The sequence below is a fragment of the Herbiconiux daphne genome, assembly GCF_024979295.1.
GTDB classification, from domain to species: Bacteria; Actinomycetota; Actinomycetes; order Actinomycetales; family Microbacteriaceae; genus Herbiconiux; species Herbiconiux daphnes.
In genome coordinates, this window is record NZ_JANLCJ010000004.1 from 58,109 (window position 1) to 85,103 (window position 26,995).

Genomic DNA, 26,995 nt, shown 5'->3' on the forward strand with positions numbered 1-26,995 from the left:
GATGCCGCCCGAGAAGGTCGTGATCGACACCGACATCGGCTACCTCAACGACGACAGCATCGCGCTCGGCGTCGCGCTCGGCAGCCCGGAGCTCGAGGTGCTGGCGGTCACCGTGGTGGCCGGCAACTTCAGCGTGCAGCAGGGGGTGACCGACGGCCTCGCGATGCTGGAGCGGTTCGGGCGCCTCGACATCCCGCTGCACGCGGGTGCCGCGCAACCGCTCGTGCACCGGCGGAGCGCCTACGCCGACGCCAGCTGGGGGCGATGGGGAACGGATGACGCGGCCCCACCGCCCCTCGGCCGACCGGCGCGCGCGACCTCATCGGCCCTCGGCGCCGCCGAGGCCGTCGTCGCCCTGGCGCGGCAGTTCCCCGGCGAGCTGTCGATCATCGCCCTCGGGCCGCTCACCACCGTGGCCGAGGCACTCGCGCTCGAGCCGCGACTCGCCTCGCTGCTCAAGCGGATCGTGATCATGGGCGGGTCGGTCGCCGCGTTCCCGCACGGCGCGGGCAACATCACGCCCACTGCCGAGTTCAACGTCTGGGTCGATCCGGAGGCGGCGGGCCGGGTGCTCTCGTCGGGCGCGGCGATGGAGCTGGTGCCACTCAACGCGACCCGTCTGGTGGCCTATACCGCGGGGTTCCACGCGGACCTACAGGCGACCGGGGGTCTCGGCGCCGAGATCCTGGCCGAGCGGATGGGCGACTTCTTCACCGAGGCGAGTGGCGACCTGCAGACGGCGAACTTCTCGAACTACGGCCTCTGCGACTCCACGGCCGTGATCGCGGCGGTTCGGCCGGCGGCCCTGGACTGGCGCGTGCTGCAGGTGCAGGTCGACCTCTCGGCGGGCCCGGCCTATGGCACGTCGTACTGCTACCTGCTGAGCGACCCCGCGCTGGCCAAGGTGCAGAACGCCGAGGGCGTGTGGGACGGCCTGCACCAGCCGCTGCCTCTCACCGGCGCCGTCTCGCCACCCGCCACCGTGCGGGTCGCAATCGCCGCCGACGGCGCCGCTGTGCGCGCCGAGTGCCTCACCCGCCTCGCCGCCCTGCGCGCCTGACGCTCCCGCGCCGCCCGGCGCGCCCATCCTGGTCGCGCGCGCCCGTTATGAACGGCGCGCTCGACCCAGAGGGGCGCGCTCGATGGGGGATGCCTCGCGCGCCTCCGGCGAGAGCTCTTCGTGGGGCGCCTGCTCGCGGAGGCGCCGCCACCGCCCGGCCCGCCGCACCACCGTCACGGCGAGGGCCGCGACCGCCAGCACCGCCGGCACCAACAGGTTCGGCCCCGCGAGCACGAGCAGCCCGGCCACGAGCACCACCGACACCGCCGCGAACCACCAGCCCACGCCGAACCGCGGCAGCAGCCGCAGCGCCGCGGCCACGCCGACCGCATACACCGCCACCATGCTGCTCGTGTGAATGAGGATGAACGGCGTGAGATCGCCGTCGGTGAGCGTGAACGCCGCGAAGTAGGCCGCGACCAGCAGCGCCACCAGCCCGAGAGCGCGCCGGGGCACCCCGCCCGGCTCGGCGCCCTTGCCGAACCAGTGCGGAAGGTCGCGGTCGCGCCCGAGCGACGCGCCGAGCTTCGCGAACGCCGCGACATACGTGTTGAGCACCCCGAGCGCCACGATGCCCGCGATCGAGGCCACCGCCCAGCGGCTCCAGGCGGGTGCGGTCGCGGTCACGAGGTCGAGCAGCGGCACGGCGCTCTCGCCCGCGCGATCGCCCAGCACGCCCACGGTCACGATCTGCAGTCCGAGATAGCACGCCCCCACCACCACGATCGCGATGCCCGTCGCCAGCGGAATGGTGCGACTCGGCCGCCGGAACTCCCCCGCGATGTGCGTCACCGCCTCCCAGCCCGCGAAGGCCCAGACGAACAGGCTGATGGCGAGGCCGACCCCCACCCACCCGTGGGGCAGCACGGGCATGAAGTTCGCGGCATCCGTCGCCGGCGCAGCCGCCGCCACGACCCCCACGACGATCACCACGAGCAGCCCCGACAGCACCAGTTGCGCCCGCCCCGAGAACCGCAGCCCGAACAGGTTGAGCACGAACGGCGGCACGAGCAGCACCGGCCCGACCACCATCACGAGCCCCGGGTCGACCCCCAGCACGGCCACCACGTAGGAACCGCCGAGCACCGCCACCACCGGCGCCCCCACGCACACCCCGAACAAGAACCAGTACCCGGCCATTCGAGCCGCCGTGGGCCCGAGGGCCAGTCGCACGAACGTCGCCACCCCGCCGGCATCCGGATGCCGCGACGCGAGTGCCGCGAACGTGCCGGCCAGGGGCACCGACAGCACGATGAGCGCGACCACCGCGATGATCGAGCCCGGCCCCGCGACCTCGGCGGCGAGCGCCGGAAGCACCAGGATGCCGGTGCCGAGCACCGCGGCGACATAGAGCGCCGACCCCTGGGCGAGTCCGACGGAGGGCGCGCGCGCGCCTGGCGCTGAAGTCGTCATGACTCCATGCTCGCGCGATGCCGACCCGGTCGTAATGGCACTCATGCCATAGTTCATCGATATCCGGCCACCGCGTAGTGCGGCCCGGAGCGAGTGTCAAAACCCCGCCGCCGTGACAGGCTCAATGCGTGACCGACGAACCGAAGTGGTGGACGAACGCCGTCGTCTACCAGATCTACCCCCGCAGTTTCGCCGACTCGAACGGCGACGGCATCGGCGACCTCGGCGGCATCCGGGCCCACCTCGACCACCTCGAGCGGCTCGGTGTCGACGTGGTCTGGCTCTCGCCGATCTACCGCTCGCCCCAGGCCGACAACGGCTACGACATCAGCGACTACCGCGACATCGATCCGCTCTTCGGCACGCTCGACGAGTTCGACGCGCTGCTCGGCGACCTGCACGATCGCGGCATCAAGCTCGTGATGGATCTGGTTGTGAACCACACCAGCGACCGGCATCCGTGGTTCGAGGCATCCCGATCCTCGCTCGACGACCCGAAGCGCGACTGGTACATCTGGCGCGACCCGCACGAGGGCCGGGAGCCGAACCTCTGGCGCAGCGCGTTCAGCGGCTCGGCCTGGACTCTCGACGAGGCGACGGGCCAGTACTACCTGCACCTGTTCGCCGCCCAGCAACCCGATCTCAACTGGGCGAACCCCGAGGTGCGCGACGCGGTCTTCGCGATGATGAACTGGTGGCTCGACCGTGGGGTCGACGGCTTCCGCATGGACGTCATCAACTTCATCGCCAAGGTCGACGCCGATCTCACCGGCGACAGCACCGAGGCGGTGATGGGGCCGCAGATCCACGACTACCTGCAGCAGATGAACCGCGAGGTGTTCGCTGGCCGCGACGCCGATCTCATCACCGTGGGCGAGATGCCCGGGGTCACGGTCGACGAGGCGGCGCTGTTCACCGGCGCCGACCGGCTCGAGCTCGACATGGTGTTCCAGTTCGAGCACGTCGGCCTCGACCACGAGGCGCGCTCGAAGTTCCTGCGACGCGAGATGTCACTGCCCGAGCTCAAGCGATCGCTCGACCATTGGCAGACCGGCCTCGCCTCGGCCGGCTGGAACAGCCTCTACCTCGGCAACCACGACCAGCCGCGATCGGTGTCGCGCTTCGGCGACGACGGGCGATTCCGGATCGAATCGGCGACGCTGCTGGCCACCGTGCTGCACCTGCATCGCGGCACGCCCTACATCTATCAGGGTGACGAGATCGGCATGACCAACGCCGCCTTCACCTCGATCGACCAATACGACGACATCGAGTCGGTGAACTACTACGCCGAAGCCGTCGCGGCCGGCGAGTCGCCCGACGAAGTGCTCGAACAGCTGCGCTTCCGCAGCCGCGACAACGCCCGCACGCCCGTGCACTGGGATGCCGGCGCGCAGGCCGGTTTCACCACCGGCACGCCCTGGCTGGCCGTCAATCCGAACTACACGACCGTCAACGCCGCCGCCGACTGGGCCGCGGGCGACCGGTCGATCGCCGGGTACTACCGTCGGCTCATCGAGCTGCGCCACTCGTCGGCGCTCGTGGCGCTCGGCGACTTCATCCTGCTCGAGCCGGAGCATCCCACCCTCTACGCCTTCACCCGCGCCCTCGGCGACGAAAGGGCACTCGTGCTCGGCAACGTCTCGGGCGACGAGCTCGCGCTGCCGCCCGCGGTGGCCGCGCTGATCGGGAGCGGGGCCAGGCGGGGTCGATGGCGATGGCAGCGTCGGCGACGGCAGCGGTGCCCGCCTGCTGATCGGCAACTACCCCCCGCCGCCCGCCGCGGCATCCGGTGGCCTGGTCGACCTCACGAGCGCCCTGCGGCCGTGGGAAGCGCGGGTTCTGCTGCTCTGACCCCGGATGCCGCCACGAACTAGACCCTGTGTCCCGTCTTCGGGTAGGCTCGCCGCACATTCAGCGAATCGGGGGACCCGTGCAACACTGCGTGCTAGCTGCAACCGGTTTCGACTACTGGCCCCTCCTGCTCGCCGGAGCGCTGGTCGCCATCGGCGCCGGGGTCGCATGGCTGCTTCTGCGCCGCGGCCGTCGGCGCACCGCGGTGTTCGCCGCCATCCCCCTGCTCGTGCTGGCGCTCGTGGCCTCGGGCGGGGTGTCGCCCTCGGCGAGCTACGCCAACGCGGCCGACTGCCCCACCGGCACCACGGCCGCCCCGACTCTTCCGCCGACCACGCCGCCGACCACCCCGCCCGTCGACTTCGAGGCGGGCGCCGCCGGCATCGGCGACCCCTACTTCCCGCTCGACGGCAACGGCGGCTACGACGTGCAGCACTACGCGCTCGATCTGGCCTACGACCCCGAGACCGGGGTGCTCTCGGGCACCACCACCATCACGGCCGTCGCCACGCAGAACCTCTCGGCCTTCAATCTCGACTTCGACACGCGGGCGGTCGACGGCACCGACGCCATCGCGATCGGCGGCATCACGGTCGACGGCACCGCCGCCGACTGGAGTCTCGCCACCACCCAGATCAGCGCGGTCACCGCCCAGCCGCAGGTGGAGGGCAGCACCGACCCCGACGCGACGCCGCCTCGCACCGAGCTCACCGTCATCCCGACCGCCGGCATCCTCAGCGGCTCCACCATCACCACGGCCGTGACCTACGAGGGTGTGCCGGTCACCATCGACGACGCCTTCGGCCTCGCCGGCGTCATCCGCACCACCGACGGCGCCGTGATCGTGGGCCAGCCGCGCGTGGCCGCGACCTGGTTCCCGTCGAACGACCACCCCGCCGACAAGGCCACCTTCAGCACCCGCATGACGGTTCCGGCCGGCCTGCAGGTGGTGGGCAACGGCAGCCTCGCCTCGCAGACCACCGAGGGCGCCACGACGACCTGGGACTGGGAGATGGATGAGCCGATGGCCACCTATCTCGCCACCGCGACCGTCGGCGACTACGAGATCACCGAGAACGACGAGGGCGGCATCTCCTACTACAACGCCATCGCCCCCGGCCTCTACGACCTCGAGACCGAGACGCCCGGGCTCTCGGTGGGCGATGTCGCGACCTCGATCTTCAACGACGAGCCCGAGGTCATCTCGTTCCTCTCCACGGCCTTCGGGCCCTACCCGTTCGGTGAGGCCGGCGGCATCGCCATCGACAACTTCAGCGCCGACCCCGACGACTACCTCGGCTACGCGCTCGAGAACCAGACGCGCCCGATCTACCCGAGCTGGGCCTTCCCGGCCGACGCCGACGCGTCGACCGTCGTGCACGAGCTGGCCCACCAGTGGTACGGCGACAGCGTGTCGATGGAACGCTGGTCGGACATCTGGCTCAACGAGGGCTTCGCCACCTACGCCGAGTGGTTGTGGGCCGAGGCCCAGGGCGGTCCCACGACGCAGCAGACCTTCGACGCCGTCTACGCCGACCCGAGTTCCTACGGTGACCCAGCGACCTTCTGGAGCGTCGTGATCGGCGACCCCGGCCCGGCCGGCATCTTCGACGGCGCGATCTACGGTCGCGGTGCGCTCACGCTGCAGGCCCTGCGGGTGCAGGTCGGCGACCCGGTGTTCTTCGCCATCCTGCAGGGTTGGGCCAGCGAGAACGCGGGCGGCTCGGTGTCGACCGCTCAGTTCATCGACTACGCCGAGCAGATGTCGGGTCAGGAGCTCGCCGGCTTCTTCGACAACTGGCTGTTCTCGCCCACCCAGCCCGCGTTGTAGAACAGGACCCGTGCACCCTCGGCGGAGAACCTGATGGAAGGCCTCGAGCTCGTCGTCATCATCGGGCTGACGATCATGGTGGGCGGCGTGATCGCGCGCCTGCTCCACATCGCCCCTCCGCTCGTGCTGCTCGCCCTCGGCGCGGCGGTGGGCTTCATCCCCGCGCTCGAGAACGTCGCCCTGCCGCCGGATGTCGTGCTGCTGCTGTTCCTCCCCGCCCTGCTCTACTGGGAGTCGATCAACACCTCGCTCCGCGAGATCCGCAACAACATCCGGGTGATCTCGCTCGCCGCCATCGGCCTCGTGCTCGTGACGGCGCTCGTGGTGGGGGTGGTGGCGGCGGCGTTCGGGCTGCCCTGGCCGATCGCCCTGGCGCTCGGAGCCATCCTGGCGCCCACGGATGCCACGGCCATCTCGTCGGTGGCCGGTGGCCTGCCGAGGCGCTCGCTCACCACGCTCCGTGCCGAGAGTCTCATCAACGACGGCACCGCGCTGGTGCTCTACGGCGTGGCCGTGACGGCCGCCGTGGCCGGCAGCGGCATCTCGCTCGGCTCGCTCACCCTCGAGTTCGTGCTCAGCTACGCGGTCGCCATCGCGGTGGGTCTCGCCGTGGGGTTCATCGTGGTGTGGGTGCGGCGGTTCCTGCACGAGTCCCCGCTCGAGAACACCCTGAGCGTGCTCACCCCGTTCCTCGCCTTCCTGCCGGCCGAGTTGCTGCACGTCTCGGGTGTGGTCGCGGTCGTGGTCTGCGGGCTGGTGGTCAGTCAGGGCGGGCCGCGCTGGATCTCGGCCCGCACCCGGGTGCAGGGTTTCGGGTTCTGGGAGGTCGCGACCTACATCCTCAACGGATCGCTCTTCGTGCTCATCGGGCTGCAGTTCCACCTCATCGTCACGGGCCTCGACGCCGATGCCTGGCAGTTGGTCGGCTGGCTGTCGGCGGCCGCGATCGTGCTCGTCATCGGCATCCGGATCGCCTGGTTCAACACCACGCCCTACATCATCCGGCTGCTCGACCGGCGGCCCACCCAGCGCGCGAGACGGGTGACGGCCCGGCGCCGCTTCCCCCTGGCCTGGGCGGGGTTCCGGGGTGCGGTCTCACTCGCGGCCGCGCTCGCCCTGCCGCTCGAGACGGCGGCCGGCGAGGCGCTGCCCGGGCGCGACGTGCTGATCGCCGTGACCTTCGCGGTCATCCTGTTCACGCTGCTCGTGCAAGGGCTCACCATGCCCGCCGTCGTGCGCTGGGCACGGCTGCCGCCCGACCCCACCGAGGCCTACGAGAACCTTCTGGCAGAGCGGGTGGGGCTCGAGGCCGTGGTCGAGGCCATCCCGCAGGCCGCGGTCGAGGTCGGCGCGCCCGACGAGGTGCGCGACGGCATGCTCACCGAATACCGGGAGCGCATCGACCGCGTGCGGCGCAGCATGGACGACGAGCACGAGACGATCGTCGAGAGCGAGGCCGAAGACGATTCGACCGACTACGCGAGCCGGTTGCGGCTGGCGGTGCTGCCGGCGAAGCGCGCGGCCATCATCCGGTTGCGCGACGACCGCCGCATCGACGACACGGTGCTGCGGCGCATCCAGGCGCGCGTCGACGCCGAAGAACTGCGGCTGACCGCGCGCTCCGACCAGGAAGAGGTCTGAGCGCGCGGTCGGGCCGGCTACCGGCGGGGCAGGGCCCGGTCGATGTCGGCGAGCAGGTCGTCGACCGACTCGATGCCGACCGACAGCCGGATGATGTTCTCAGGCACCTCGAGCGGCGTGCCCTTGACGCTGGCGTGGGTCATCTCCGACGGGTAGCCGATGAGCGACTCCACCCCGCCGAGCGACTCGGCGAGCTGGAACACCTTGGTCGATTCGGCGAACTTGCGTGCGGCCTTCGGGCCGCCCTTGAGGCCCACCGAGATCATGCCGCCGAACGACTTCATCTGACGTTTGGCAAGTTCATGACCGGGATGCGTCGGCAGACCGGGGTAGTAGACGGCGTCGAGCGCGGGGTGCCCCACGAGGTGCTCGGCGATGGTCTGGGCGTTCGAGGAGTGGCGGTCCATGCGCACCGCGAGGGTCTTGATTCCGCGCACGGTGAGCCAGGCGTCCATCGGGCCCGACACCCCGCCCGAGGCGAACTGCAGGAAGCGGATCTTCTCTTCGAGCGCGTCGTCGTTCAGCACGACGGCGCCGCCCAGCACGTCGGAGTGCCCGCCGAGGTACTTGGTGGTGGAGTGCACCACGAGGTCGGCGCCGAGGGCGAGCGGCTGCTGCAGGTAGGGCGAGGCGAACGTGTTGTCGACCACCACGAGTGCGCCGGCCGCGTGGCCGATCTCGGCGAGCTCGGCCACGTCGCTGATCTTCATCAGCGGGTTCGAGGGCGTCTCGAGCCACAAGAGCTTGGTCGTGCCGCCGGCGACCGCTTTGCTGACCGCGGCCAGGTCGCTCATCTCGACGACCACGTTCTCGACGCCCCATTTGCCGTGGATGCGGTCGATCAGGCGGTGGGTGCCGCCGTAGGCGTCGTTGCCGAGCACGATGCGATCGCCCGGCTCCAGCAGCGCCCTCAGCAGTGCGTCTTCGGCCGCGAGGCCCGACGCGAAGCTGAGACCGTGCTTGCCGCCCTCGAGCGACGCGAGCAGCGTCTCGAGCGAGGTGCGGGTGGGGTTGCCGCCGCGGGTGTATTCGTAGCCACCGCGGAAACCGCCGATGCCGTCCTGCACGAAGGTGCTCGTGAAGTAGACGGGCGGGATGATGGCGCCGGTGGTCGGGTCGAAGTCCTGACCGGCGTGGATGGCGCGGGTCTCGAACTGCTCGGTCTTCTTGGGGGGCATGTCGCTGTCTTTCGCGTCGGCGGGAGTCACGCTTCGCTCAGGAAGGTGAGGAGGTCTTGGCGGGTGATGACGGTGACGGGCTTGCCGTCGTCACTCACGAGCAGGGCGGGGGTGGAGGTGAGCGCCTGACGCGCGGCGGAGACCGACTCGTTGATGCCGATCAACGGAAGCGGGGTCGACACGAAGTCGCCGACCTTGTCGGTCATGGCGGCCGAACCGCCGAACACCTGGTCGAGCAGCGCCTGCTCGTCGAGCGAGCCGACCACTTCGCCCATCACGACGGGCGGCTCGGCCGAGAGCACCGGCAGCTGCGAGACGCCGTAGGTGGCCATGATGTCGATGGCGTCGTGCACCGTGTCGCTCGGATGCGCGTGCACGAGCGCCGGCAGACCGCCGTTCTTGCGGGCGAGCAGGTCGCGCACCGTCGACCCCTCGCTCTCGGGGGCGAAGCCGTAGGAGCGCATCCACTTCTCGTTGAAGATCTTGCCGAGGTAGCCGCGGCCGCCGTCGGGCAGCAGCACCACCACGACCGCGTCGGCCGGCAGGTCGCGCGCGGCCTTGAGGGCCACCGAGACGGCCAGGCCGCTCGAACCGCCGACGAGAAGGCCCTCTTCGCGGGCGAGCCGGCGGGTCATCTCGAACGACTCGGCGTCGGTCGACGCGATGATCTCGTCGACCACGCTGCCGTCGTAGGCCGACGGCCAGAAGTCCTCCCCCACACCCTCGACCAGGTAGGGCCGGCCGGTGCCGCCGGAGTAGACCGAGCCCTCGGGGTCGGCGCCGATGATCTGCACGCGGCCGTCGGAGACCTCTTTGAGGTACCTGCCGACACCGCTGATGGTGCCGCCCGTGCCGACTCCGGCCACGAAGTGCGTGACGAGCCCGTCGGTGTCGCGCCAGATCTCGGGGCCGGTGGTCTCGTAGTGGCTGAGCGGTCCGTTGGGGTTGGAGTACTGGTTCGGCTTGAACGCACCGGGGATCTCGCGCGCCAGCCGGTCGGAGACCGAGTAGTAGGAGTCGGGGTCTTCGGGCGCGACCGCGGTCGGGGTCACGACGATCTCGGCGCCGTAGGCGGTGAGCACGTTGCGCTTGTCTTCGCCCACCTTGTCGGGCAGCACGAACACGCAGCGGTAGCCCCGCTGCTGCGCCACGAGCGCCAGACCGATGCCGGTGTTGCCCGAGGTGGGCTCCACGATGGTGCCACCGGGCTTCAACAGCCCTTCGCGCTCGGCCGCGTCGATGATGTTGGTGGCGATGCGGTCTTTCGACGAGCCGCCTGGGTTGAGGTATTCGATCTTGGCGAGCACCGTGGCCTGGATGCCCTTCGTCACGCTGGTGAGCTTGACGAGCGGGGTGTTGCCGACGAGGTCGATGACGCTGTCTGCGTAGTGCATACGAGAGTGAGGCATGGGTGTCCTTGGCTGAGGGCCGCAGCGATCTCGTGCGGATGTCGCACGGCGCGCTGCGAGAGCGGCGGCTGGGGCGTGGCGAATCCGGTCTGTGAAGGGAGGTCGCTCAGCGACGACAACAGAGGAGATTCACGAACACCCCTCCACTCTAGCTCAACGTCGCGATCACGGCCTTCGTGGTTGCGACGGCCTCCCGGGCCTTCGATCGGCGCCGCTCGATGGTCTGGCTGATCTCCTTCGCGAGCGCCGGATGCTTCTGCACCAGCGAGTCGATCACCCCGGTGGGCACGCGCAGCACCGTCAGCGGCGACTCCGCCACGGCGCGGGTCAGCGTGCGCTCGCGGGTGAGCGCGGTCTGGCCCACGTACTCGCCGCCGTCGAGCGAGCCGAGAGCGACCGGCACGGGGCCGCCGACCACCACGAACAGGCCGATCGAGCCCTCGATCACCACCTGGATGCCGGACGGCACGAGCCCCTCCCGCTGCACGATCTCGCCGGCCGCGTAGCGCTCGATGCGGCACGATTCGATGAGCACCTCGACGCCGTCGACCGGGATGCGCAGCGTCGAGGCCACCCGCAGCAGCGCGGCCCGCACGGCCTCGGGCGTGTTCGCGGGGTCGGTCTTCGAGCCGTCGAGCGTGAGGCCGGCACGCCGGGTCGCATACCAGAGCCAACTGGTGAACACGGCGAGCGCATCGCCGGCGGCCGCCGGCCCGAGCACGGGGATCGCGACCGAGTACGAACCGTTACCGGAGAAGGTGACGACGGGTTTCACGGCCGGGTCGGTCATCGGCAGGTCGATCGCGAGCTGCCGCAGCAGCGCCATCACGTCGTGCGGGGCGTCATCCGGAGCGAACGCCAGCGTGGTGGTGGCGAAGTAGGCGCCCGGTGTGCGGGAGAGGTTGGTGAACGAGCTGTCGGCGAGCGAGGCGTTGGGCACGATCTGCACGCCCTCGTCGGTCTCGATGTGCACCGCCCGCCAGTTCACCTCGACGACCCGGCCGCGCACGCTGCCCGTGTCGAGCCAGTCGCCGAGACGGAACGGCTGCTCGAACAGCAGCAGCAGTCCCGACACCACCGAGCCGACGGCGCTCTGCAGCGCGAAGCCGATCACCACGGAAGTCACGCCGATGGCCGCGAAGAGGCCGCCGACATCCGCTCCCCACACCCACCAGAACAGCAGGGCGAGCCCCACCACGATCAGCAGCAGGCGAGCCAGGTCGATGAAGATCGACGGCAGCCGGTTGCGCCAGGTGCCGGGGGTGGCGTTGCCGAACAGCACGACGTTGAAGGCCGACAGGACGAGCAGGATGAGCAGGAAGCCGAACACCGTGGCGACTACCCGCACCCAGGTCAGCTCGACGGTGACCGAGCCGGCGAAGGCGAGGAGGGCGAGCAGCGCGCCGACCGGCAGCACGAGGTTGCGCAGCAGTCGCACGGGCTTGGCGGCGGGGCTCTGGCGCCGGGTGAGGGCTCCGAGCACCTCGGTGAGCACGATGAGCAGCACCGGCAGGCCGATCGCCACGCAGACCGCGCCGATGAACCAGGGTTCCTTCCAGAATTCGAGCATGTCGGCCGCCTAGTCCCGCACGAGTTCCCACACCGTCTCGGTGCCGGTTCTCGTCTCGATGGTGCCGTTCTCGGTGAAGGTCATCGCGTCGGCCATCGCCTCGCGCACCCGGTCGGTCACGAAGATGCCCGGCCGGTCGCCCACGTCTTGCACCCGCCCGGCGAGACTCACCGCCTCGCCCCACATGTCGTAGGCGATGTTGGCGCGGCCCACCAGACCGCTCGTCACCGCCCCCGCGTCGACCCCGGCCCGCAGGGTGAGCGCGGAGCCGTTCGCGGCGTTGAAGCGGTCGAGCACCCTCTGCATCTCGAGGGTGAACTCGAGCACGCGGCGCACGTTGTCGACGCGCGGCACCACCAGGCCGCAGCTGGCGAGGTAGCCCTCACGCAGGGTGCGCACCTTCTCGATGCCCGTGCGCTCGGCCGCGTCGTCGAAGCCGCGCAGCAGATTGTTGAGGTGCCGCAGTTCGTCGTCGGGGCTCAGGCCGGCGGCGAAGTCGTCGAACCCGACGATGTCGGCGAACACCACGGCGACGTCGTCGTGCATCTGCGCGATGGTCTCCTCGCCTCCGCGGTAGCGCACGGCGACGGCATCCGGCATCACCGTGCGCAGCAGCTTGTCGTTCTCGGCCCGCTGCTCGTCGAGCAGGTCCTGCTTGATCTGCAGGGTGCGGCTCATGTCGTTGAACGCCAGGGCGAGGTCGCCGAACTCGTCGCGCGACCGGCGCGGCACCTCGACCCCCAACTCACCGCCCGACACCCGGCGCACGGCGCCGACGAGCTCGCGCACCGGGCGGGCGAACACCTGCGCGAGCACGAGCGAGAGCAGTGACACGAGCACCAGGATGCCGGCGATGGTGAGCACCAGGTTGCGCGCGAACTCGGCGACCGGGGCGAACGCCTCGGAGGTGTCGATGCTCGAGATCACCACCCAGTTGATGCCGTCGACCGGCACCGGCGTGTAGGCCGTCAGCACCTCGTGACCGAGGTAGTTGGTCTCGATCACCGTGCCCGACTCGCCCTTCAGCGCCCAGTCGACCGACTCGGTGTTCACGGGCTGCAGCAGCACGGTGCCGCCGACCTCGACCACGCGTTCGGCGGTGTCGGGCGCCGTGCCGGCCGCGATCGCGTCTTTCGCGTAGTCCTCCGGATGCTGCAGGAGCTCGCGGGACACCGACCGCATGAGGTGATCGGGGCCCACCAGATAGCTCTCCCCCGTCTCACCGAGGCCCTCCGCCTCCCACTGACCGCCGCTCGTCATGGTCTCGTTGACCACGTCGAGCGGAAACTGCACGGCCAGCACGCCCACGATGGAGTCGCCGTCGCCGAGCGGCGACGCGCCCCACGCGGTCGGCATGTCGTACGACGGCTGGTAGCGCTCGAAGTCGGTCAGGCCCACGTAGTCGAGGGTGTTCGACTCGAGGGCGTCTTCGTAGGCGTGGGCGAGACTGCTGCCGGAGTAGGGACCGTCGAGCACGTTCGTGCCGAGGTCGACGCCCTTGTAGACGGAGTAGACCACGTTGCCCTTGGTGTCGAGGATGAGCACGTCTTCGTAGCCGAAGCGCTCCGCCGCGTCACGGAAGTAGGGGTTGTACTCGGCGTTCGCCGCGCTCCACGGGCTGCCGTCGCCCGCGTCGTCCTGGGCGGCGGCCGCGTCGAAGTCCGAGAACGGCGCCGTGTAGAGCGCCTGCAGCGCGATCTGGGCCGTGGTGCGTGGCGTGAAGAGCCCCGCGCTCGTCTCCTCGCCCGAGCGCGCCTCATAGGCGGGCACGAACACGTCGTCGTAGTAGGCGTTGACCGCGGCGCGCTGCTCGGGCGTCGACGAGGTGCCGCCCTCGAGGGCGTCGAACGCGCTCGTGAACGCCTCGGCCGCCTGCACGGCGGTCTGGCCCTTGCTCTCGAGCACGAGGGTGTTGTTGACGTTCTCGAACAGCGCGGCGGCAGCGAGCGACCGCGACTCGCGCACGTTGGTCAGCTCGTCGAAGGCGGCCTCGCGCAGGCTGTTGGTGCCCGAGAGGTAGCCCACGGCGCCCACCACCAGGGTGCTGCCGATGCTCACCGCCAGCAGCATGATGAGCAGTTTCGACTGGATGCTCAGTCCGCCCGCGGGGCGTCGCCGGCTGAAGCGAGGCGGTTTGACGGCCGGCGCGTGCTGAATCGTTGACGCAGACGTCACTGTGTGATCCCCCGATTCGGCGCCGACCCCCGGCGCCTAGGGCACAACTCTAGTGAACGAACCGACCCGAGTCAGCACCGGGTTCTAGGCAGTGGAGAGCTGCTGGGCGTAGAGGCCGGCATAGACCCCGTCGCGCTCGAGCAGCTCGAGGTGCGTGCCCTGTTCGAGGATGCGCCCGCCGTCGACCACGAAGATGACGTCGGCGTTCACGATGGTCGAGAGGCGGTGCGCGATGGCGATGGTGGTGCGGCCGTGCGACGCGGCGTCGAGGGCGTCTTGCACCACCCGCTCCGAGATCGAGTCGAGCGCGCTCGTCGCCTCGTCGAGAATGAGCACCGCCGGGTCTTTCAGCAGCACGCGCGCGATGGCGATGCGCTGCTTCTCGCCCCCGGAGAGCCGGTAGCCCCGCTCGCCGACCACGGTGTCGTAGCCCGCCGGAAAGCTCATGATGCGGTCGTGGATGTTTGCGCGACGGGCGGCGTCGGCCAGTTCTTCGATGGTGGCATCCGGTTTCGCGTAGCGCAGGTTCTCGGCGATCGTGGCGTGGAAGAGATAGGTCTCCTGGCTCACGATGCCGAGCCGGTCGATGAGCGACTCGTGCCGCAGGTCTCTCACGTCGTGCCCGTCGACGAGCACGGCACCGGATGTCGCCTCATAGAGTCGCGGCACCAGATAGCTGACCGTGGTCTTGCCAGCGCCCGACGGCCCCACGAAGGCGGCGAACTGACCGGGCTGCACGGTGAACGACACGTCGTCGAGCGTGGGATGCTCGGGCTCGCCGTCGGGGTAGACGAAGCTCACGTGGTCGAACTGCACCCGACCGGCGGCTTGCGACGCCGGCAGGTCGAGGGCGTCGGGCTTGTCGGCGATGGCGGGCTTCAGGTCGAGGTATTCGAAGATGCGGGCGAACAGGGCGCCGGAGGTCTGCAGGTCGAGGCCCACCCGCATGAGCCCGAGCAGCGGCCACATCAGCCGCGCCTGCACGGTGGTGAACGCCACGATCGTGCCGGCCGTGATGTCGACGCCGCCGTTGATGAGGTAGCCCGACACCAGGTAGACGATGGCGGGCACGATCGAGAGGAAGATCTGCACGATGGCGAAGAACCACTGCCCGCTCATCTGCTGGCGCACCTGAAGCGAGATCTGGTTGTCGTTCTCGTCGGAGTAGCGGGCGATCTCGGACTGCTGGCGATTGAAGCTCTTGGCGAGCAGGATGCCCGACACGCTCAGCGTCTCCTGCGTGATGGCGGTCATGTCGCTGAGCGACTCCTGCGTCTTCGACGCGATGCGCGCACGCACCTGGCCGACCCGGCGCTGCACGTAGACGAGCAGCGGCATCAGCACGATGGCCACGATGGTGAGCTGCCAGCTCAGCACGAGCATCGCGATGAGGGCGGCGATCACGGTGACGGTGTTGCCGAGCACGCTCGAGACCGTGTTGGTGAGCACGCTCGCCACGCCGCCCACATCGTTCTGCAGGCGCGACTGGATGATGCCCGTCTTGGTGCGGGTGAAGAAGGCCAGTTCCATGCGCTGGAGGTGGCTGAACAGCCGGATGCGCAGATCGCCCATCACGCGGTTGCCGACGCGGGCGGTGAGGTAGGTCTGCCAGACGCCGAGGGCGGCCGACACCACCCAGATCACGACCATCGCGCCGACCAGTTCGAGCAGCACCGGGATGTTCGGCCGGCCGCTCGAGGGAAAGAGCCCGAGGTCGAACGCCTGCTGGGTCAGAAGCGGCGGCAGCACCGTGAGACCGGCGGTGATGAGCACCAGGATGCCGGTGACGACGAGCGCGGAGCGGTAGGGCTGGAAGAGTTCGGAGATGCGGCGCAGGAGGTGCGGGATCTTCGGCGCCTCGGCGTTGGCCTCGCGCTGAGCGCGGGCTTCGCCGCTCGACACCCGGCCGCCACCGCCACCGCGGCCGCCACCACCGGCGCCTCCGGCAGCGGCGACCGCCGCCATCCGTCCGCTGCCTGTGCCACTCACAGCCTCACCCTACGCCCGGCCGCCGACGGCGATGCAGGGTATCTCCGACGGCGAAACCGGTCAGCCCCGGACGACCACCGCGAGCCCGTCGAGGATGGTCTGCCAGTTGGCCGAGGAGTGGGCTGCGGCGTCGGCGTCGGCGTTGTTGTCCTGCTCCACGCTCACCCGCGTGCCGCCCGTCTCGGGCTCGACGCGGTAGATGACCCTCTGGTAGTTCTCGGGCACATCCTCCTTGCCGCTCATGGGGCTGAAGAAGCTCGTCACCAGCAGTCGCGGCTCGTCGACGTCGAGCACGACGCCTTTGTCTTCATAGGGCTTGCCGTCCCATTCACCCGCGTAGGTGATGGGGCTGCCCTGCTGCCAGTCGGTGGTCACCGTGGTGCCGAAGAAGTACTGTTTCACCAGCGCCGGGTCGGTGAGCGCCTTCCACACCTGTTCGGGAGTCGCGTCGACCAGCACGCTCGCGCGGGCGACGGGGTCGTCGTGGTTCTCGGTCATGATTCATCCTCTCGACCCGACCATCCTCGCCCGCCGCCCGCGCGAATGCTTGAACGAACGCGTCAGCCCTTCGTCGAACCCGCCAGCAGGCCGCGCACGAAGAAGCGCTGCAGCGCGAAGAACACGATCAGCGGAATGATGATCGCGAGGAACGCGCCTGCCGTGAGCAGGTACCAGTCCTGACCCCGCGAGCCGGTGATCTCGGCCAGCAGTTTCGTGATCGGCGCCACGGAGCCGTCGGCGAAGATCAGCGCCACCAGCAGGTCGTTCCAGACCCAGAGGAACTGGAAGATCGCGAACGACGCCAGCGCCGGCATGGTGAGCGGCAGGATGATGCGGAAGAAGATCTGGCCGTGCCCGGCGCCGTCGACGCGTGCCGCCTCGATCACCTCACGGGGGATCTCGGAGACGAAGTTGTGCAGCAGGAAGATCGCCAGCGGCAGGGCGAAGATCGTGTGAGCGATCCACACCTGCGAGAACGTTCCGCCCGAGGGCACTCCCGAGAAGATCCAGTCGTCTCCGACGGCGACACCGCGCGAGAACAGGCTGAGCAGCGGCACCAGGGCCATCTGGATCGGCACGATCTGCAGCGCGAAGACGCCGATGAACAGCCAGTCCTTGCCCTTGAAGTCGATCCACGCGAAGGCGTAGGCGGCCAGGGCCGCGATCACCAGCGGAATCAGCGTCGCCGGGATGGTGATGGCGATCGAGTTGATGAACGACGACGCGATCGTGACCGACGAGTTCCCCGCCTGCAGCACCTCGGCGTAGTTGTCGAGGGTGAAGCCCCAGTTCGAGAAGATCGTCCACCAGCCGGTGGTCTGGATGTCGTTGCGCTCACGGAACGACGAGATGAACAGACCGAAGGTGGGAATCGTCCAGAGGATGGCGATGATGAGGGCGGCGATCGTCGCACCCCGGCTGGTGAGCCGGCGCTTGGTGCGCTTGGTGACGGTCTCGTCGCGCTCGATGGCCTTCTCGCCGCCGCGCAGCTGGCGGCGGGTCTCGGGATCGACCGGCAGGTCGATCGGCTGTACGGCGCTCATCGGATCTCCCTCTGCTTCTTGATCTGTCTGGCGTTGTAGATGACGATCGGCATCACCAGGATGAACAGGATGACGGCGAAGGCCGCCGACCGCCCGTATTCGAAGTTCTTGAACTGCGTGTACATCTCGTTCGCCAGAACGCTGGTGTCGTTCGCACCGGCGGTCATCGTGCGCACGATGTCGAACACCTTCAGCGACGCGATCGAGATCGTCGTCAGCACCACGATCAACGACGACCGGATGCCGGGCACCGTCACGTTGATGAACCGCTGCCAGGCGTTGGTGCCGTCGAGCTCCGCCGCCTCGAGCTGCTCGGTGGGCACACCCTTGATGGCCGCGGAGAGCACGACCATCGCGAACCCGGTCTGGATCCAGATGAGCACCACGATCAGGAAGAACGTGTTCCAGGGCGACTCCTGAAGCCATTGCACGGGCTGGCCGCCCAGCCACACGACCACCTGGTTGAGCAGGCCGATCTGGTTCTGGTCTTCGGGGCGGTAGGTGTAGACGAAGCGCCAGATGATCGAGGCGCCCACGAACGAGATCGCCATCGGCATGAACACGAGGATCTTGAAGAACTTCTCACCCCGGCTCTTGTCGATGAAGACCGCGTAGGCGAGACCGAAGATGGTCGATGCGATCGGCACCACGAGCACCCAGATGATGGTGTTCAAGATGACCCGCAGGTTCGCCGGGCTGGTCAGCACCCAGACGAAGTTGTCGAGCCCGACGAAGTTGCCGCGGCTGGAGAACAGCGAGTCGATCGCGGTCTTGATGGTGGGGTAGATGAGCCCGACGAGCAGCAGGATGATCGCCGGGGCGAGGAAACCGAACAGCTGGAACAGGTAACCCGCGCCCTGCTTCGACCGCCGGTCGAGCCAGAAGAACAGGAGCCCGAGGGCCGCGGCGATGAGGGCCGCCCACCACACCGAGCCGATGAGCACGAACGCGAGGAACGGCGCGATCACGCAGACGGCGAGGCGGATCAGCGTGTATTTACGGCCGCTGCGTGGGGCGATCTCGACGAAGAACAGGATCAGCGCGACGACGATGCCGAACGCGATGACGACGATGGGAATCTGGGCGAGAGCGGGCAACCCGCCGACCCAGGTCAGGAAATCCGACATGACAACCTTTCGAGTGCGACTTTGGACTCACAGAACGGCTCGACGCGTCGGCGTCGTGCTGACACCGTAGCACCGGGGTGCGCGGAGGCCGCCCGAATTTCTCCGGGCGGCCTCGTTGCATTCGTTCGTTCGTTCGATGCGTGCTGAATGACCTACTCGGTCGGCCAGCCGGCCTCGATGTTCGACAGCACCTCGTCTTGCGGCGTGCCGTCGATCCAGTCGACCATGCCCTTCCAGAAGGTTCCGGCGCCGACGGCACCGGGCATCAGGTCGGAGGCGTCGAACCGGAAGGTGGTGTCAGGGTCCTGCAGGATCTGGATGGCCTGCTGCAGGATCGGGCTCTGCGCGCTCTCCGGGTCGAGACCCTTGTTCGCGGAGATCACACCACCGAGGGCGACTCGGCTGTTCGCCCACTCGGGGCTCGAGAGGTACTCCTGCACCTTGACGGTGTCGGCGTCGTTCGAGAACGCTCCGACGATCTCGCCACCACCGGTGACGGCGGTCTCACCCTCGTTGACGGCCGGGGTCACGAAGGCCCAGATGTCGGCGTCGGGGCCGACGGTCGCACCGGCGTCGGTGAGGAACCCGTCGAAGAACGAGGCCTGGTGGGTGAGTGCGCAGGTGCCGTCGGCCATGGCGTTCGCCACGTCGCCGAAGGCGGTCGCGTTGATCGACTTCACGTCACCGAAACCGGCGTTGACGTAGCTCGGGTTGAGCAGGATGTCGCCGACCGAGGTGAAGGCGTCGGAGATGTCGGGGTCGGTGAACTTGACCTCGTTCTTGACCCACTGGTCGTAGACATCCGGGCCCGACTGACGGAGCACGAGGTCTTCGACCCAGTCGGTGCCGGGCCAGCCCGTGGCGTCGCCCGAGCCGAAGCCGGCGCACCAGGGGGCCTTGCCGAGAGTGGTCTGCATCGTCGCGGTGAGGTCGACCATGTCTTGGTAGGTCTTCGGAACCTCCCAGCCGTTGTCGGCGAACTGCTTGGGCGAGTACCACACGAAGCCCTTGACGCTGGCCATCAGGGGCGCGCCGTAGAAGGTGCCGTCGACGGTGCCGTAGGCCTTCCAGTCTTCGGACCAGTACTCGTCGGCGTTCTTCTCGACGCCTTCGGGGGCCTCCTGGATGAAGCCACGCGAGGCCAGGTCGGCGAGCAGACCGGGCTGCGGGAAGATCGCGAGGTCGGGCGGGTTGCCACCCTGAGCGCGGATGCCGATCTGCGACTCGAACTCCTTCGACGATTCGTACTGGATGTCGATGTTGTTCTCTTTCTCCCAGTCCGCCCAGGACTGTTCGAGCAGCTCGGCCTCGGTGTCGGCGATGGTGCCGTAGACGGTGACGACGCCGTCGGCCTCACCCGCGGAGTTTCCGTTGGCTCCTCCGCCGGCTCCGCCGGAACAACCGACGAGTGCGAGACCGAGGCCCGTCGCGATGGCGATGGGTGCTGTGACACGGCGGTGCAAGATAGCCCGCATTTCTCCTCCTCATTGAGTTTGTGACGCCCCCGAAGTGGTGCCGTCGGCAGGCGCTAGTAGGGAAACCTTTCCATATCTCCAGCCAAATCACAACCCGATCTGATCTCGATTCAAAACATAACGATTTGGTTGCAGAGAGCGCTCTCACTTGCGGTGACGAAAATCACTTTTCTCCGGCGGAGTTCCACACGGAGACCCCTCAGCGTCTATGATTCTGGAAGCGTTTGCAGACGAGGAGGTCGAACGTGTCGGGCATCGAAGATGTCGCCAGCCTTGCCGGCGTCTCCAAGGCGACGGTGTCGCGCGCCCTCAGCGGGCGCGGCTACGTCTCCGCCGAGACCCGGCTCCGCGTGTCGGAGGCCGCCGCCAGTCTGGGCTACGTGGTCTCGTCGAGTGCCTCGAGCCTCGTGACCGGCCGCACCAACAACGTCGGCGTGATCATCCCGGTGATCAACCAGTGGTTCTTCGGCAGCATCATCGAGGGCGTCGAGCGCGCGCTGCTCGAGCGCGGTTACGACCTCATGCTCTACAACCTGACCAAGTCGCACGAGGAGCGCACCCGGGTCTTCGAGTACTTCCTGGTGCGCAAGCGGGTCGACGCGGTCATCGCCGTCACGCTCGAGATCACCCCCGACGAGACGGCCACCCTGCTGGCTCTCGGCAAGCCGATCGCCGGCATCGGCGGGCCGCTCGAGGGCATCCCGACCTTCGGCATCGACGACGTGGCGGCCGCACGTCTCGCCACCGAGCACCTGCTGCTGCTCGGGCACCGCGACATCATGCACGTGGGCGGCGACATCGACGAGCAGATGGACTTCCACGTGCACTCGAAGCGGCTGATGGGCTACATGGACGCGCTGACGGCCGCGGGCATCCCCTACGACCACGACTCCTACGTGGCGGCCCGGTTCGACATCCCCGGCGGCTACCGGGTCGGCAAGCAGATCCTCGGCGACCCGCGACGGCGGCCCACCGCCATCTTCGCGGCCTCCGACGAGGTGGCGATGGGCGTGATCCTGGCCGCCCGGGAGCTCGGCATCTCGGTTCCCGACGACCTGTCGGTGATCGGCATCGACGACCATCCGCTGGCGGAGCTCTTCGGCCTGACGACCATCGAGCAGCGCCCCGACCTGCAGGGCGAGCAGGCGGTGGACTGGGTCATCGGGCAGCTCGACCAGCCCGGCTGGCGCCCGCCGGCCCAGCACACGGTGCTGCCGGCCCGACTCGTGATGCGGTCGTCGACCGCGCCGCCCCGGCCCCGGCTGCCCTGACGCGCTGCCCGGCGGCGCCGGCGGCTCAGGCACACCGGTTCCGCCCGCACGTTAAACGGCGGATGCCCCGAGCCAATGGCCCGGGGCATCCGTTGCGAAGTAGAGAAGACTACTTGAGGGTGACGGTGGCGCCAGCCTCTTCGAGCTGAGCCTTGGCCTTCTCGGCGGCTTCCTTGGTCGCGCCCTCGAGCACGGCCTTGGGGGCGCCGTCGACGAGTGCCTTCGCCTCACCGAGGCCGAGGCTGGTGAGTGCGCGCACCTCCTTGATGACCTGGATCTTCTTCTCGCCGGCAGCTTCGAGGATGACGTCGAAAGCGGTCTGCTCCTCGACCTCCTCGGCAGCGGCGGCCGGGCCGGCAACGCCGGCGACGGCGACGGGAGCAGCCGCGGTGACCTCGAAGGTCTCCTCGAATGCCTTGACGAACTCGCTCAGCTCGATGAGCGTGAGCTCCTTGAAAGCGTCAAGCAGTTCCTCGGTGGAAAGCTTTGCCATGATGTTCTCCTTGTGTTGGTAGTTAGATCAACCGCGTGCCCGAGCGAGAGCTCAGGACGCGGACTCCTGCTTCTCACGCAGCGCATCGACCGTGCGAACGGCCTTCGACAGCGGGGCGTTGAAGAGATATGCGGCACCGAACAGCGAAGCCTTGAAGGCACCGGCGAGCTTCGCCAGCAGCACTTCACGGGATTCGAGGTCGGCGAGCTTGGTGACCTCGGCGGCGGTCAGAGGGTTACCGTCGAAGTAACCGCCCTTCACGACCAGCAGAGGGTTTGCCTTGGCGAAGTCACGCAGCGACTTTGCGACGGCCACGGGGTCTCCGTGGACGAAAGCGATTGCAGACGGACCGGCGAGCTCGTCGTCGAACGACGAGATGCCGGCGTTGTTCGCCGCGATCTTGGTCAGCGTGTTCTTCACCACGGCGTATGACGCGTGCTCACGGATGGAACCGCGCAGCGACTTGAGCTGCGCAACCGAGAGACCGCGATACTCGGTCAGCAGAACGGCGGTCGAGCTCTGGAAAAGTTCCGTGAGCTCGGCAACCGAGGCTTCCTTGTTCGCCATGGCGCTCCTAATGATGATTGGTTTTCAGCCGGGGCGACCGTCGCGAGCACACATGAAAAAAGCTCCAGCGCAGGAGGCCGGAGCGAGAAGAAGCGGCAGAACCGCTTGAAACTTACTTCGTACACCTGCGCAGGTCTTCGCTCGTGCGAACCTTCGATCGTTGTGCAGCTTGCGCGCACACCGATGACCGGCGGTCTTTGGCTCCGATAAGAATAGGCGACTCGCGCATCCGGTGCAAATCGACCGTGATGCGCGAGCCGCCTGGGGTGTTCGAGGGTGCGGCCGCTCAGACCCTGCGGTTGCCCGTGATCGCGCGCACGATGAACACGATCACTGCGAAGACCAGCAGGATGAGGCCCACCCAGAGCAAGAAGTTGAGAGAGGAGACGAAGCCGCCTGTGAACAAGAGGATCACTGCAATGACGGCGATGACGATCAGCAGGATGTTCATGTGTGGTCCTTTACCTTTCGGGATGCGGCGTGACCGCGCGGCCGGACGGCCGTTTTTTCACCGTACCCCGATCGCGGCTCCGCGCACAGCAAAAGCTCAGGATGCTTCGGCGAGCGGAATGGCGACGGTGAACACCGTCGACCCCGGCCGGCTCTGCACACTCACCGATCCGCCGTGCGCGTCGACCACCGCCTTGACGATGGCGAGGCCGAGGCCCGTGCTGCCGGCGTGACGCGAGCGGGACGCGTCACCCCGCACGAAACGCTCGAACAGCGTCGACACGAGCTCCGGGTCGATGCCCGGCCCGTCGTCGGCGATCGTGACCACGGCCGCCGGGGCGCCCGCGGCATCCGTTCCCTCTCCCACCGACACCACCACGGTGGTTCCGGGCGGGGTGTGCACGCGGGCGTTCGCGAGCAGGTTCGCGAACACCTGGTGCAGGCGCTGCGGGTCGCCCGAGACGGTGACCGGCTCTTCGGGCAGGTCGAGATCCCACACGTGGTCGGGGCCGGCCACGTGGGCGTCGCTCACGGCGTCGACCAGCACGATCGAGAGGTCGACGGGGCTCGTGTCGAGCTCGGGCTTGGCGTCGAGCCGCGCGAGCAGCAGCAGGTCTTCGACGAGTGTGGTCATGCGGGTTGCTTCGGACTCGATGCGCCCGAGTGAGTGCGAGACGTCGGCGGGCAGCTCGGGGGCGGTGCGGCGGGTGAGCTCGGCGTAGCCGCGGATCGAGGCGAGCGGGGTGCGCAATTCGTGGCTGGCGTCGGCGACGAACTGCCGCACCTTGTTCTCGCTGCGCTGCCGTGAGGTGAGAGCGGATGCCACGTGCTCGAGCATGCGGTTGAACGCGAGCCCCACCCGCCCCACCTCGGATCGCGGATCGGTGTCGCTCGTCGGCACCCGCTCGGCGAGCGCCACGTCGCCGCGGTCGAGGGGCAGTTCGGCCACCCGGGTGGCGGTCGCCGTCACGCGGTCGAGCGGCCGCAGGGCCAGTCGGATGATGAGCAGGCCGGCTACCCCGGCGAGCGCCATGGCGAACGCGGTGACGATGACGATCACCACGATGAGCTGGCTGACCGTGCTGGTGACGCCGGCGAGCGGCAGGCCGGTGACGATCACGTCGCCCGCGGTCGTGACGGTCTTGGCCTCGACCCGGTAGGAGCCGAGATCGGCGATCGAGATCGTGGTGGGGTCGGGCGAGTCGGGAACGCCGTCGAGGGCGGCCAGTTCGGCGGTGCTGAGCTGTTGCGTCTGGCCGTCGTCGGTCAGCACGAAGCCCACGGTGGCGACGTCGTTCGACACCAGGGCGACCACGGTGCCCGACGACTGGCCGAGGCTCAGACCCGGGCGCGGGCCCTGACCGACCTGCGTGACCGAGGCGATGGTGCGGTTCGACGCCTCACGCAACTGCGCATCGAGCTGGTTGACCAGAAAACTGTTGAGAACGAGGGTGCTGACCACCCCGATGAGGATGCCCGCGAGGGCGATCAGCCCGAGCACGCTCAGGATCAGCGTGCGGCGCAGGGTCACGGTGCCGTCTCGGTGCCGGTTCGGGCGGTGCTCACAGGGCGGGTTTCAGCATGTAGCCGGCACCGCGCACCGTGTGGATCATGGCGGGGCGGCCGGCATCCACTTTCTTGCGCAGGTAGGAGATGTAGATCTCGACGACGCTCGATTTGCCGCCGAAGTCGTAGCTCCAGACGCGGTCGAGGATTTGCGCCTTGCTCAGCACGCGCCGCGGGTTGCGCATGAGGTAGCGCAGCAGCTCGAACTCGGTGGCCGTGAGCTCGATCGGCTCGCCGTCGCGGAACACCTCGTGGCTGTCTTCGTTGAGCTCGAGGTCGCCGACGGTCACGATGGGGTCGTCGGCATCGGCCACCACGAGAGTGGAGCGGCGGATGAGGCCGCGCAGGCGCGCAACCAGTTCTTCGAGGCTGAACGGCTTGGTGACGTAGTCGTCTCCCCCGGCGGTGAGGCCCGCGATGCGGTCGTCGAGCGCGTCTTTGGCGGTGAGGAAGAGCACCGGCGTCTCGTGACCGTCGGCGCGCACGCGGTTGAGCACCTGCAACCCGTCGATGTCGGGCAGCATGACGTCGAGCACGATGACGTCGGGGCGGAACTCGCGGGCGATCGTGATGGCCTGGCGGCCCTCGCTGGCGGTCTTGACCTCCCAGCCCTCGTAGCGCAGCGCCATCGAGAGCAGATCGGTGAGGGTGTTCTCGTCGTCGACGACGAGTGCCCGCACCGGCGAACCGTCGGCTCGGCGCAGCCGGGGCTGCTTGGCCGCATTGGAGGAGTTGCCGTTGATGAGGGAGCCGTCGATAGTCACGCTTCTTATTATTGGCAGAATCCTATGAGGCGACTATGAGGCGTCATGGCGGCGACTGTGAATCGCTGCGGGGTTCGTCGGCGCGCTCTTCGGCGGCGCGGACGCCGATGTCTGCGCGGCGGGAGACAATGGTGGGGTGTCCGATCTCATGCTCTCCTTCCCGTGGGAACAGCATGACGTGGCCGTGCCCCCGCCGGCCCCGTTGCCCCACCTCACCCGCGTGGTCGCGAAGTCGACCGATCGGGTCGCCTGGATGCGCGCGCGCAGTCGCGGCGTCACCGCGACGGATGTCGCACGGCTCTCGAGCGATCGCGCCATCAAGTCGGTGGCCTGGGACAAACTGAACGGCACCGGCTTCTCGGGCAACGCCTTCACCGACCACGGTCGTGTGCGCGAGCCGGCCATCGCGGCCTGGGTGCTCGGCGAATACGCCATCGAGCCGAGCGTCGCGCTGTTCCACTCGGCGCGCGAGCGGCGGCACCTCGCGACGCCCGACGGCATCGGCGTCACGGCCGACGGAAACCTCGAGCTGGCCGAGATCAAGACCACCAGCAAACCGTGGTCGCGCATCCCCCGCAGCTATCTGCGGCAGGTGTGGTGGCAGCAATACGTGCTGGGTGCCGAACGCACCCTGGTGGTGTGGGAGCAGCACGTCGACTTCGTGCCGCTGTCAGAAGACCCGCGGTGTCAGTGGGTCGACCGCGACGAGTCCGAGATCGAGATGCTCGTGCGCCGGGCCGACGGAGTGCTGGCGTGGATTCGGGGCGAGCGGCGGGAGTGAGCGGCATCCGCTCGGCCTGTGGGCACTTGGTCTGTGGCGACGTCGGTTTCGGTTTCGGTTTCGGCGACGCCGTCTGATTCACCGACGGATGCCGCGGCGCGCGACACCTCGACCGCGAGCACCGCAGCCAGCACCACCAGCCAGAGCAGCGCGATCGTGGTGGCCACGATCTCGAGCACCCCGCCGAACTGCGTGAACACCTGGAAGACCGACAGCAAGCCGCCGGCGCCCGAGATGACGGCGACGGCGATGGCCGAGACCAGCGAGTAGTGGGCGAGGCGGCGGTAGCGTCTGTCGGTCGCGACCTGGAGCATGGCGAAGGCGGCGCCCGCGAAGCCGAGCACCGCGGCGGTGGTGTGGATGAGGTCTTGCCAGGTGAAGGCGGGCCCCACGGGCAGCGGGCAGGTCGCGGTGCAGGTGACCTGCGAGGCGATGCCGAACGCGACGGCGGCCCCGCCCAGCACGATCGCTGGAGGCACGGCGGCGAGCCAGCGCACGCGGGGAGTGAGCCGCGGTGCGCACAGCGCCACGATGCCGGCGGAGACCGCGATGAGCATCAGCGCCCAGCGGAACACCTCGGCCGTCGGCTCGCCCTGGGCGCCGAGTTCGCTCACATAGACGAAGCGATTCGCAGCGATACGAGCCACCCAGATGAGTGCGAGCCCCGTGGCGGCGAGCACCGCGGCGGCGGCCAATGCCGCGGTTCGGGCTGCACTCATGGTTCGGGTGTCCCTCTCGCGTCGGCCTCGATCGGCGTTACTGAATGTTAACGCGGCGCCGGGGAGTTTGCACCACAGTGACCTGGCCGTAACACCTGTGAATTATTCACCAAATAGC

At 68.8% G+C, this 26,995-nt stretch carries 22 protein-coding genes; 6 read left to right on the forward strand and 16 right to left on the reverse strand.

What is annotated here, in order from left to right; all coding sequences use genetic code 11:
- The first annotated feature begins 1 nt into the window (after position 1).
- On the forward strand, positions 2-1,060 hold the full coding sequence (locus tag N1032_RS11550) for a nucleoside hydrolase (protein ID WP_259539244.1): 1,059 nt from the start codon (positions 2-4) through the stop codon (positions 1,058-1,060).
- A 45-nt stretch (positions 1,061-1,105) separates the two neighbouring features.
- On the opposite strand, the gene N1032_RS11555 is transcribed toward N1032_RS11550, so the two are convergent.
- The gene (locus N1032_RS11555) at positions 1,106-2,473 is read right to left on the reverse strand and encodes an APC family permease (protein ID WP_259539245.1); all 1,368 of its coding nucleotides are present in this window, start codon (positions 2,471-2,473) and stop codon (positions 1,106-1,108) included.
- Positions 2,474-2,601: 128 nt separating this feature from the next.
- Here N1032_RS11555 and N1032_RS11560 point away from each other — a divergent pair, with 128 nt between their 5' ends.
- From N1032_RS11560 to N1032_RS11570, 3 genes are all read left to right on the forward strand, one after another.
- Entirely contained in the window at positions 2,602-4,350 is a 1,749-nt protein-coding gene (locus N1032_RS11560) for a glycoside hydrolase family 13 protein (protein ID WP_259539246.1), read from the forward strand.
- A 68-nt stretch (positions 4,351-4,418) separates the two neighbouring features.
- A complete protein-coding gene (locus tag N1032_RS11565) occupies positions 4,419-6,158 on the forward strand; it encodes a M1 family metallopeptidase (protein WP_259539247.1) in 1,740 nt (579 codons plus the stop codon).
- A 33-nt stretch (positions 6,159-6,191) separates the two neighbouring features.
- Entirely contained in the window at positions 6,192-7,799 is a 1,608-nt protein-coding gene (locus N1032_RS11570; RefSeq protein ID WP_259539248.1) for a Na+/H+ antiporter, read from the forward strand.
- 17 nt (positions 7,800-7,816) lie between these two features.
- On the opposite strand, the gene N1032_RS11575 is transcribed toward N1032_RS11570, so the two are convergent.
- From N1032_RS11575 to N1032_RS11615, 9 genes are all read right to left on the reverse strand, one after another.
- Positions 7,817-8,977: a cystathionine gamma-synthase gene (locus tag N1032_RS11575; protein WP_259539667.1), complete on the reverse strand. Its 1,161-nt coding sequence runs from the start codon at positions 8,975-8,977 to the stop codon at positions 7,817-7,819.
- Positions 8,978-9,003: 26 nt separating this feature from the next.
- On the reverse strand, positions 9,004-10,371 hold the full coding sequence (locus tag N1032_RS11580; protein WP_259539668.1) for a cystathionine beta-synthase: 1,368 nt from the start codon (positions 10,369-10,371) through the stop codon (positions 9,004-9,006).
- Positions 10,372-10,534: 163 nt separating this feature from the next.
- A complete protein-coding gene (locus tag N1032_RS11585; protein ID WP_259539249.1) occupies positions 10,535-11,956 on the reverse strand; it encodes a mechanosensitive ion channel domain-containing protein in 1,422 nt (473 codons plus the stop codon).
- A 9-nt stretch (positions 11,957-11,965) separates the two neighbouring features.
- A complete protein-coding gene (locus N1032_RS11590; protein WP_259539250.1) occupies positions 11,966-14,131 on the reverse strand; it encodes an adenylate/guanylate cyclase domain-containing protein in 2,166 nt (721 codons plus the stop codon).
- 84 nt (positions 14,132-14,215) lie between these two features.
- Positions 14,216-16,096 (reverse strand): ABC transporter ATP-binding protein, encoded by a 1,881-nt coding sequence (locus N1032_RS11595; RefSeq protein ID WP_259539669.1) that lies wholly within the window; start codon positions 16,094-16,096, stop codon positions 14,216-14,218.
- Between the two features lie 84 nt (positions 16,097-16,180).
- Positions 16,181-16,618 carry an SRPBCC family protein gene (locus tag N1032_RS11600; RefSeq protein ID WP_259539251.1) on the reverse strand — a complete coding sequence of 146 codons (438 nt, stop codon included), beginning with the start codon at positions 16,616-16,618 and terminating at the stop codon, positions 16,181-16,183.
- A gap of 62 nt (positions 16,619-16,680) precedes the next feature.
- Complete coding sequence (locus N1032_RS11605) at positions 16,681-17,664, reverse strand: carbohydrate ABC transporter permease (RefSeq protein WP_259539252.1); 984 nt, start codon at positions 17,662-17,664, stop codon at positions 16,681-16,683.
- Positions 17,661-18,791: a carbohydrate ABC transporter permease gene (locus tag N1032_RS11610; RefSeq protein ID WP_259539253.1), complete on the reverse strand. Its 1,131-nt coding sequence runs from the start codon at positions 18,789-18,791 to the stop codon at positions 17,661-17,663. The genes N1032_RS11605 and N1032_RS11610 overlap by 4 nt, the downstream gene beginning before the upstream one ends.
- A gap of 152 nt (positions 18,792-18,943) precedes the next feature.
- Positions 18,944-20,266, reverse strand: coding sequence for an ABC transporter substrate-binding protein (locus tag N1032_RS11615; RefSeq protein WP_259539254.1), 1,323 nt, complete (start codon positions 20,264-20,266; stop codon positions 18,944-18,946).
- Positions 20,267-20,511: 245 nt separating this feature from the next.
- On the opposite strand from N1032_RS11615, the gene N1032_RS11620 reads away from it, so the two are divergent.
- On the forward strand, positions 20,512-21,537 hold the full coding sequence (locus N1032_RS11620) for a LacI family DNA-binding transcriptional regulator (protein WP_259539255.1): 1,026 nt from the start codon (positions 20,512-20,514) through the stop codon (positions 21,535-21,537).
- A 109-nt stretch (positions 21,538-21,646) separates the two neighbouring features.
- Here the strand turns inward: N1032_RS11620 and rplL are convergent, their stop codons facing one another.
- The 5 genes from rplL to N1032_RS11645 all read right to left on the reverse strand — a co-directional run bounded on the left by rplL (position 21,647) and on the right by N1032_RS11645 (position 25,377).
- A complete protein-coding gene (gene rplL, locus N1032_RS11625; protein WP_259539256.1) occupies positions 21,647-22,030 on the reverse strand; it encodes a 50S ribosomal protein L7/L12 in 384 nt (127 codons plus the stop codon).
- A 51-nt stretch (positions 22,031-22,081) separates the two neighbouring features.
- Positions 22,082-22,597: a 50S ribosomal protein L10 gene (rplJ, locus tag N1032_RS11630; protein ID WP_259539257.1), complete on the reverse strand. Its 516-nt coding sequence runs from the start codon at positions 22,595-22,597 to the stop codon at positions 22,082-22,084.
- 286 nt (positions 22,598-22,883) lie between these two features.
- Positions 22,884-23,048, reverse strand: a complete 165-nt coding sequence (locus N1032_RS11635) for a hypothetical protein (protein ID WP_259539258.1) — start codon at positions 23,046-23,048, stop codon at positions 22,884-22,886.
- 96 nt (positions 23,049-23,144) lie between these two features.
- The gene (locus N1032_RS11640) at positions 23,145-24,578 is read right to left on the reverse strand and encodes a sensor histidine kinase (protein WP_259539259.1); all 1,434 of its coding nucleotides are present in this window, start codon (positions 24,576-24,578) and stop codon (positions 23,145-23,147) included.
- Positions 24,579-24,609: 31 nt separating this feature from the next.
- Positions 24,610-25,377, reverse strand: a complete 768-nt coding sequence (locus N1032_RS11645) for a response regulator transcription factor (RefSeq protein WP_310795942.1) — start codon at positions 25,375-25,377, stop codon at positions 24,610-24,612.
- Positions 25,378-25,525: 148 nt separating this feature from the next.
- Here N1032_RS11645 and N1032_RS11650 point away from each other — a divergent pair, with 148 nt between their 5' ends.
- Positions 25,526-26,158: a YqaJ viral recombinase family protein gene (locus N1032_RS11650; protein WP_407933036.1), complete on the forward strand. Its 633-nt coding sequence runs from the start codon at positions 25,526-25,528 to the stop codon at positions 26,156-26,158.
- Here N1032_RS11650 and N1032_RS11655 read toward each other — a convergent pair.
- Positions 26,065-26,877 (reverse strand): DUF998 domain-containing protein, encoded by an 813-nt coding sequence (locus tag N1032_RS11655; RefSeq protein ID WP_259539260.1) that lies wholly within the window; start codon positions 26,875-26,877, stop codon positions 26,065-26,067. The two genes, N1032_RS11650 and N1032_RS11655, sit on opposite strands and share 94 nt — an antisense overlap.
- Positions 26,878-26,995 lie beyond the last annotated feature (118 nt).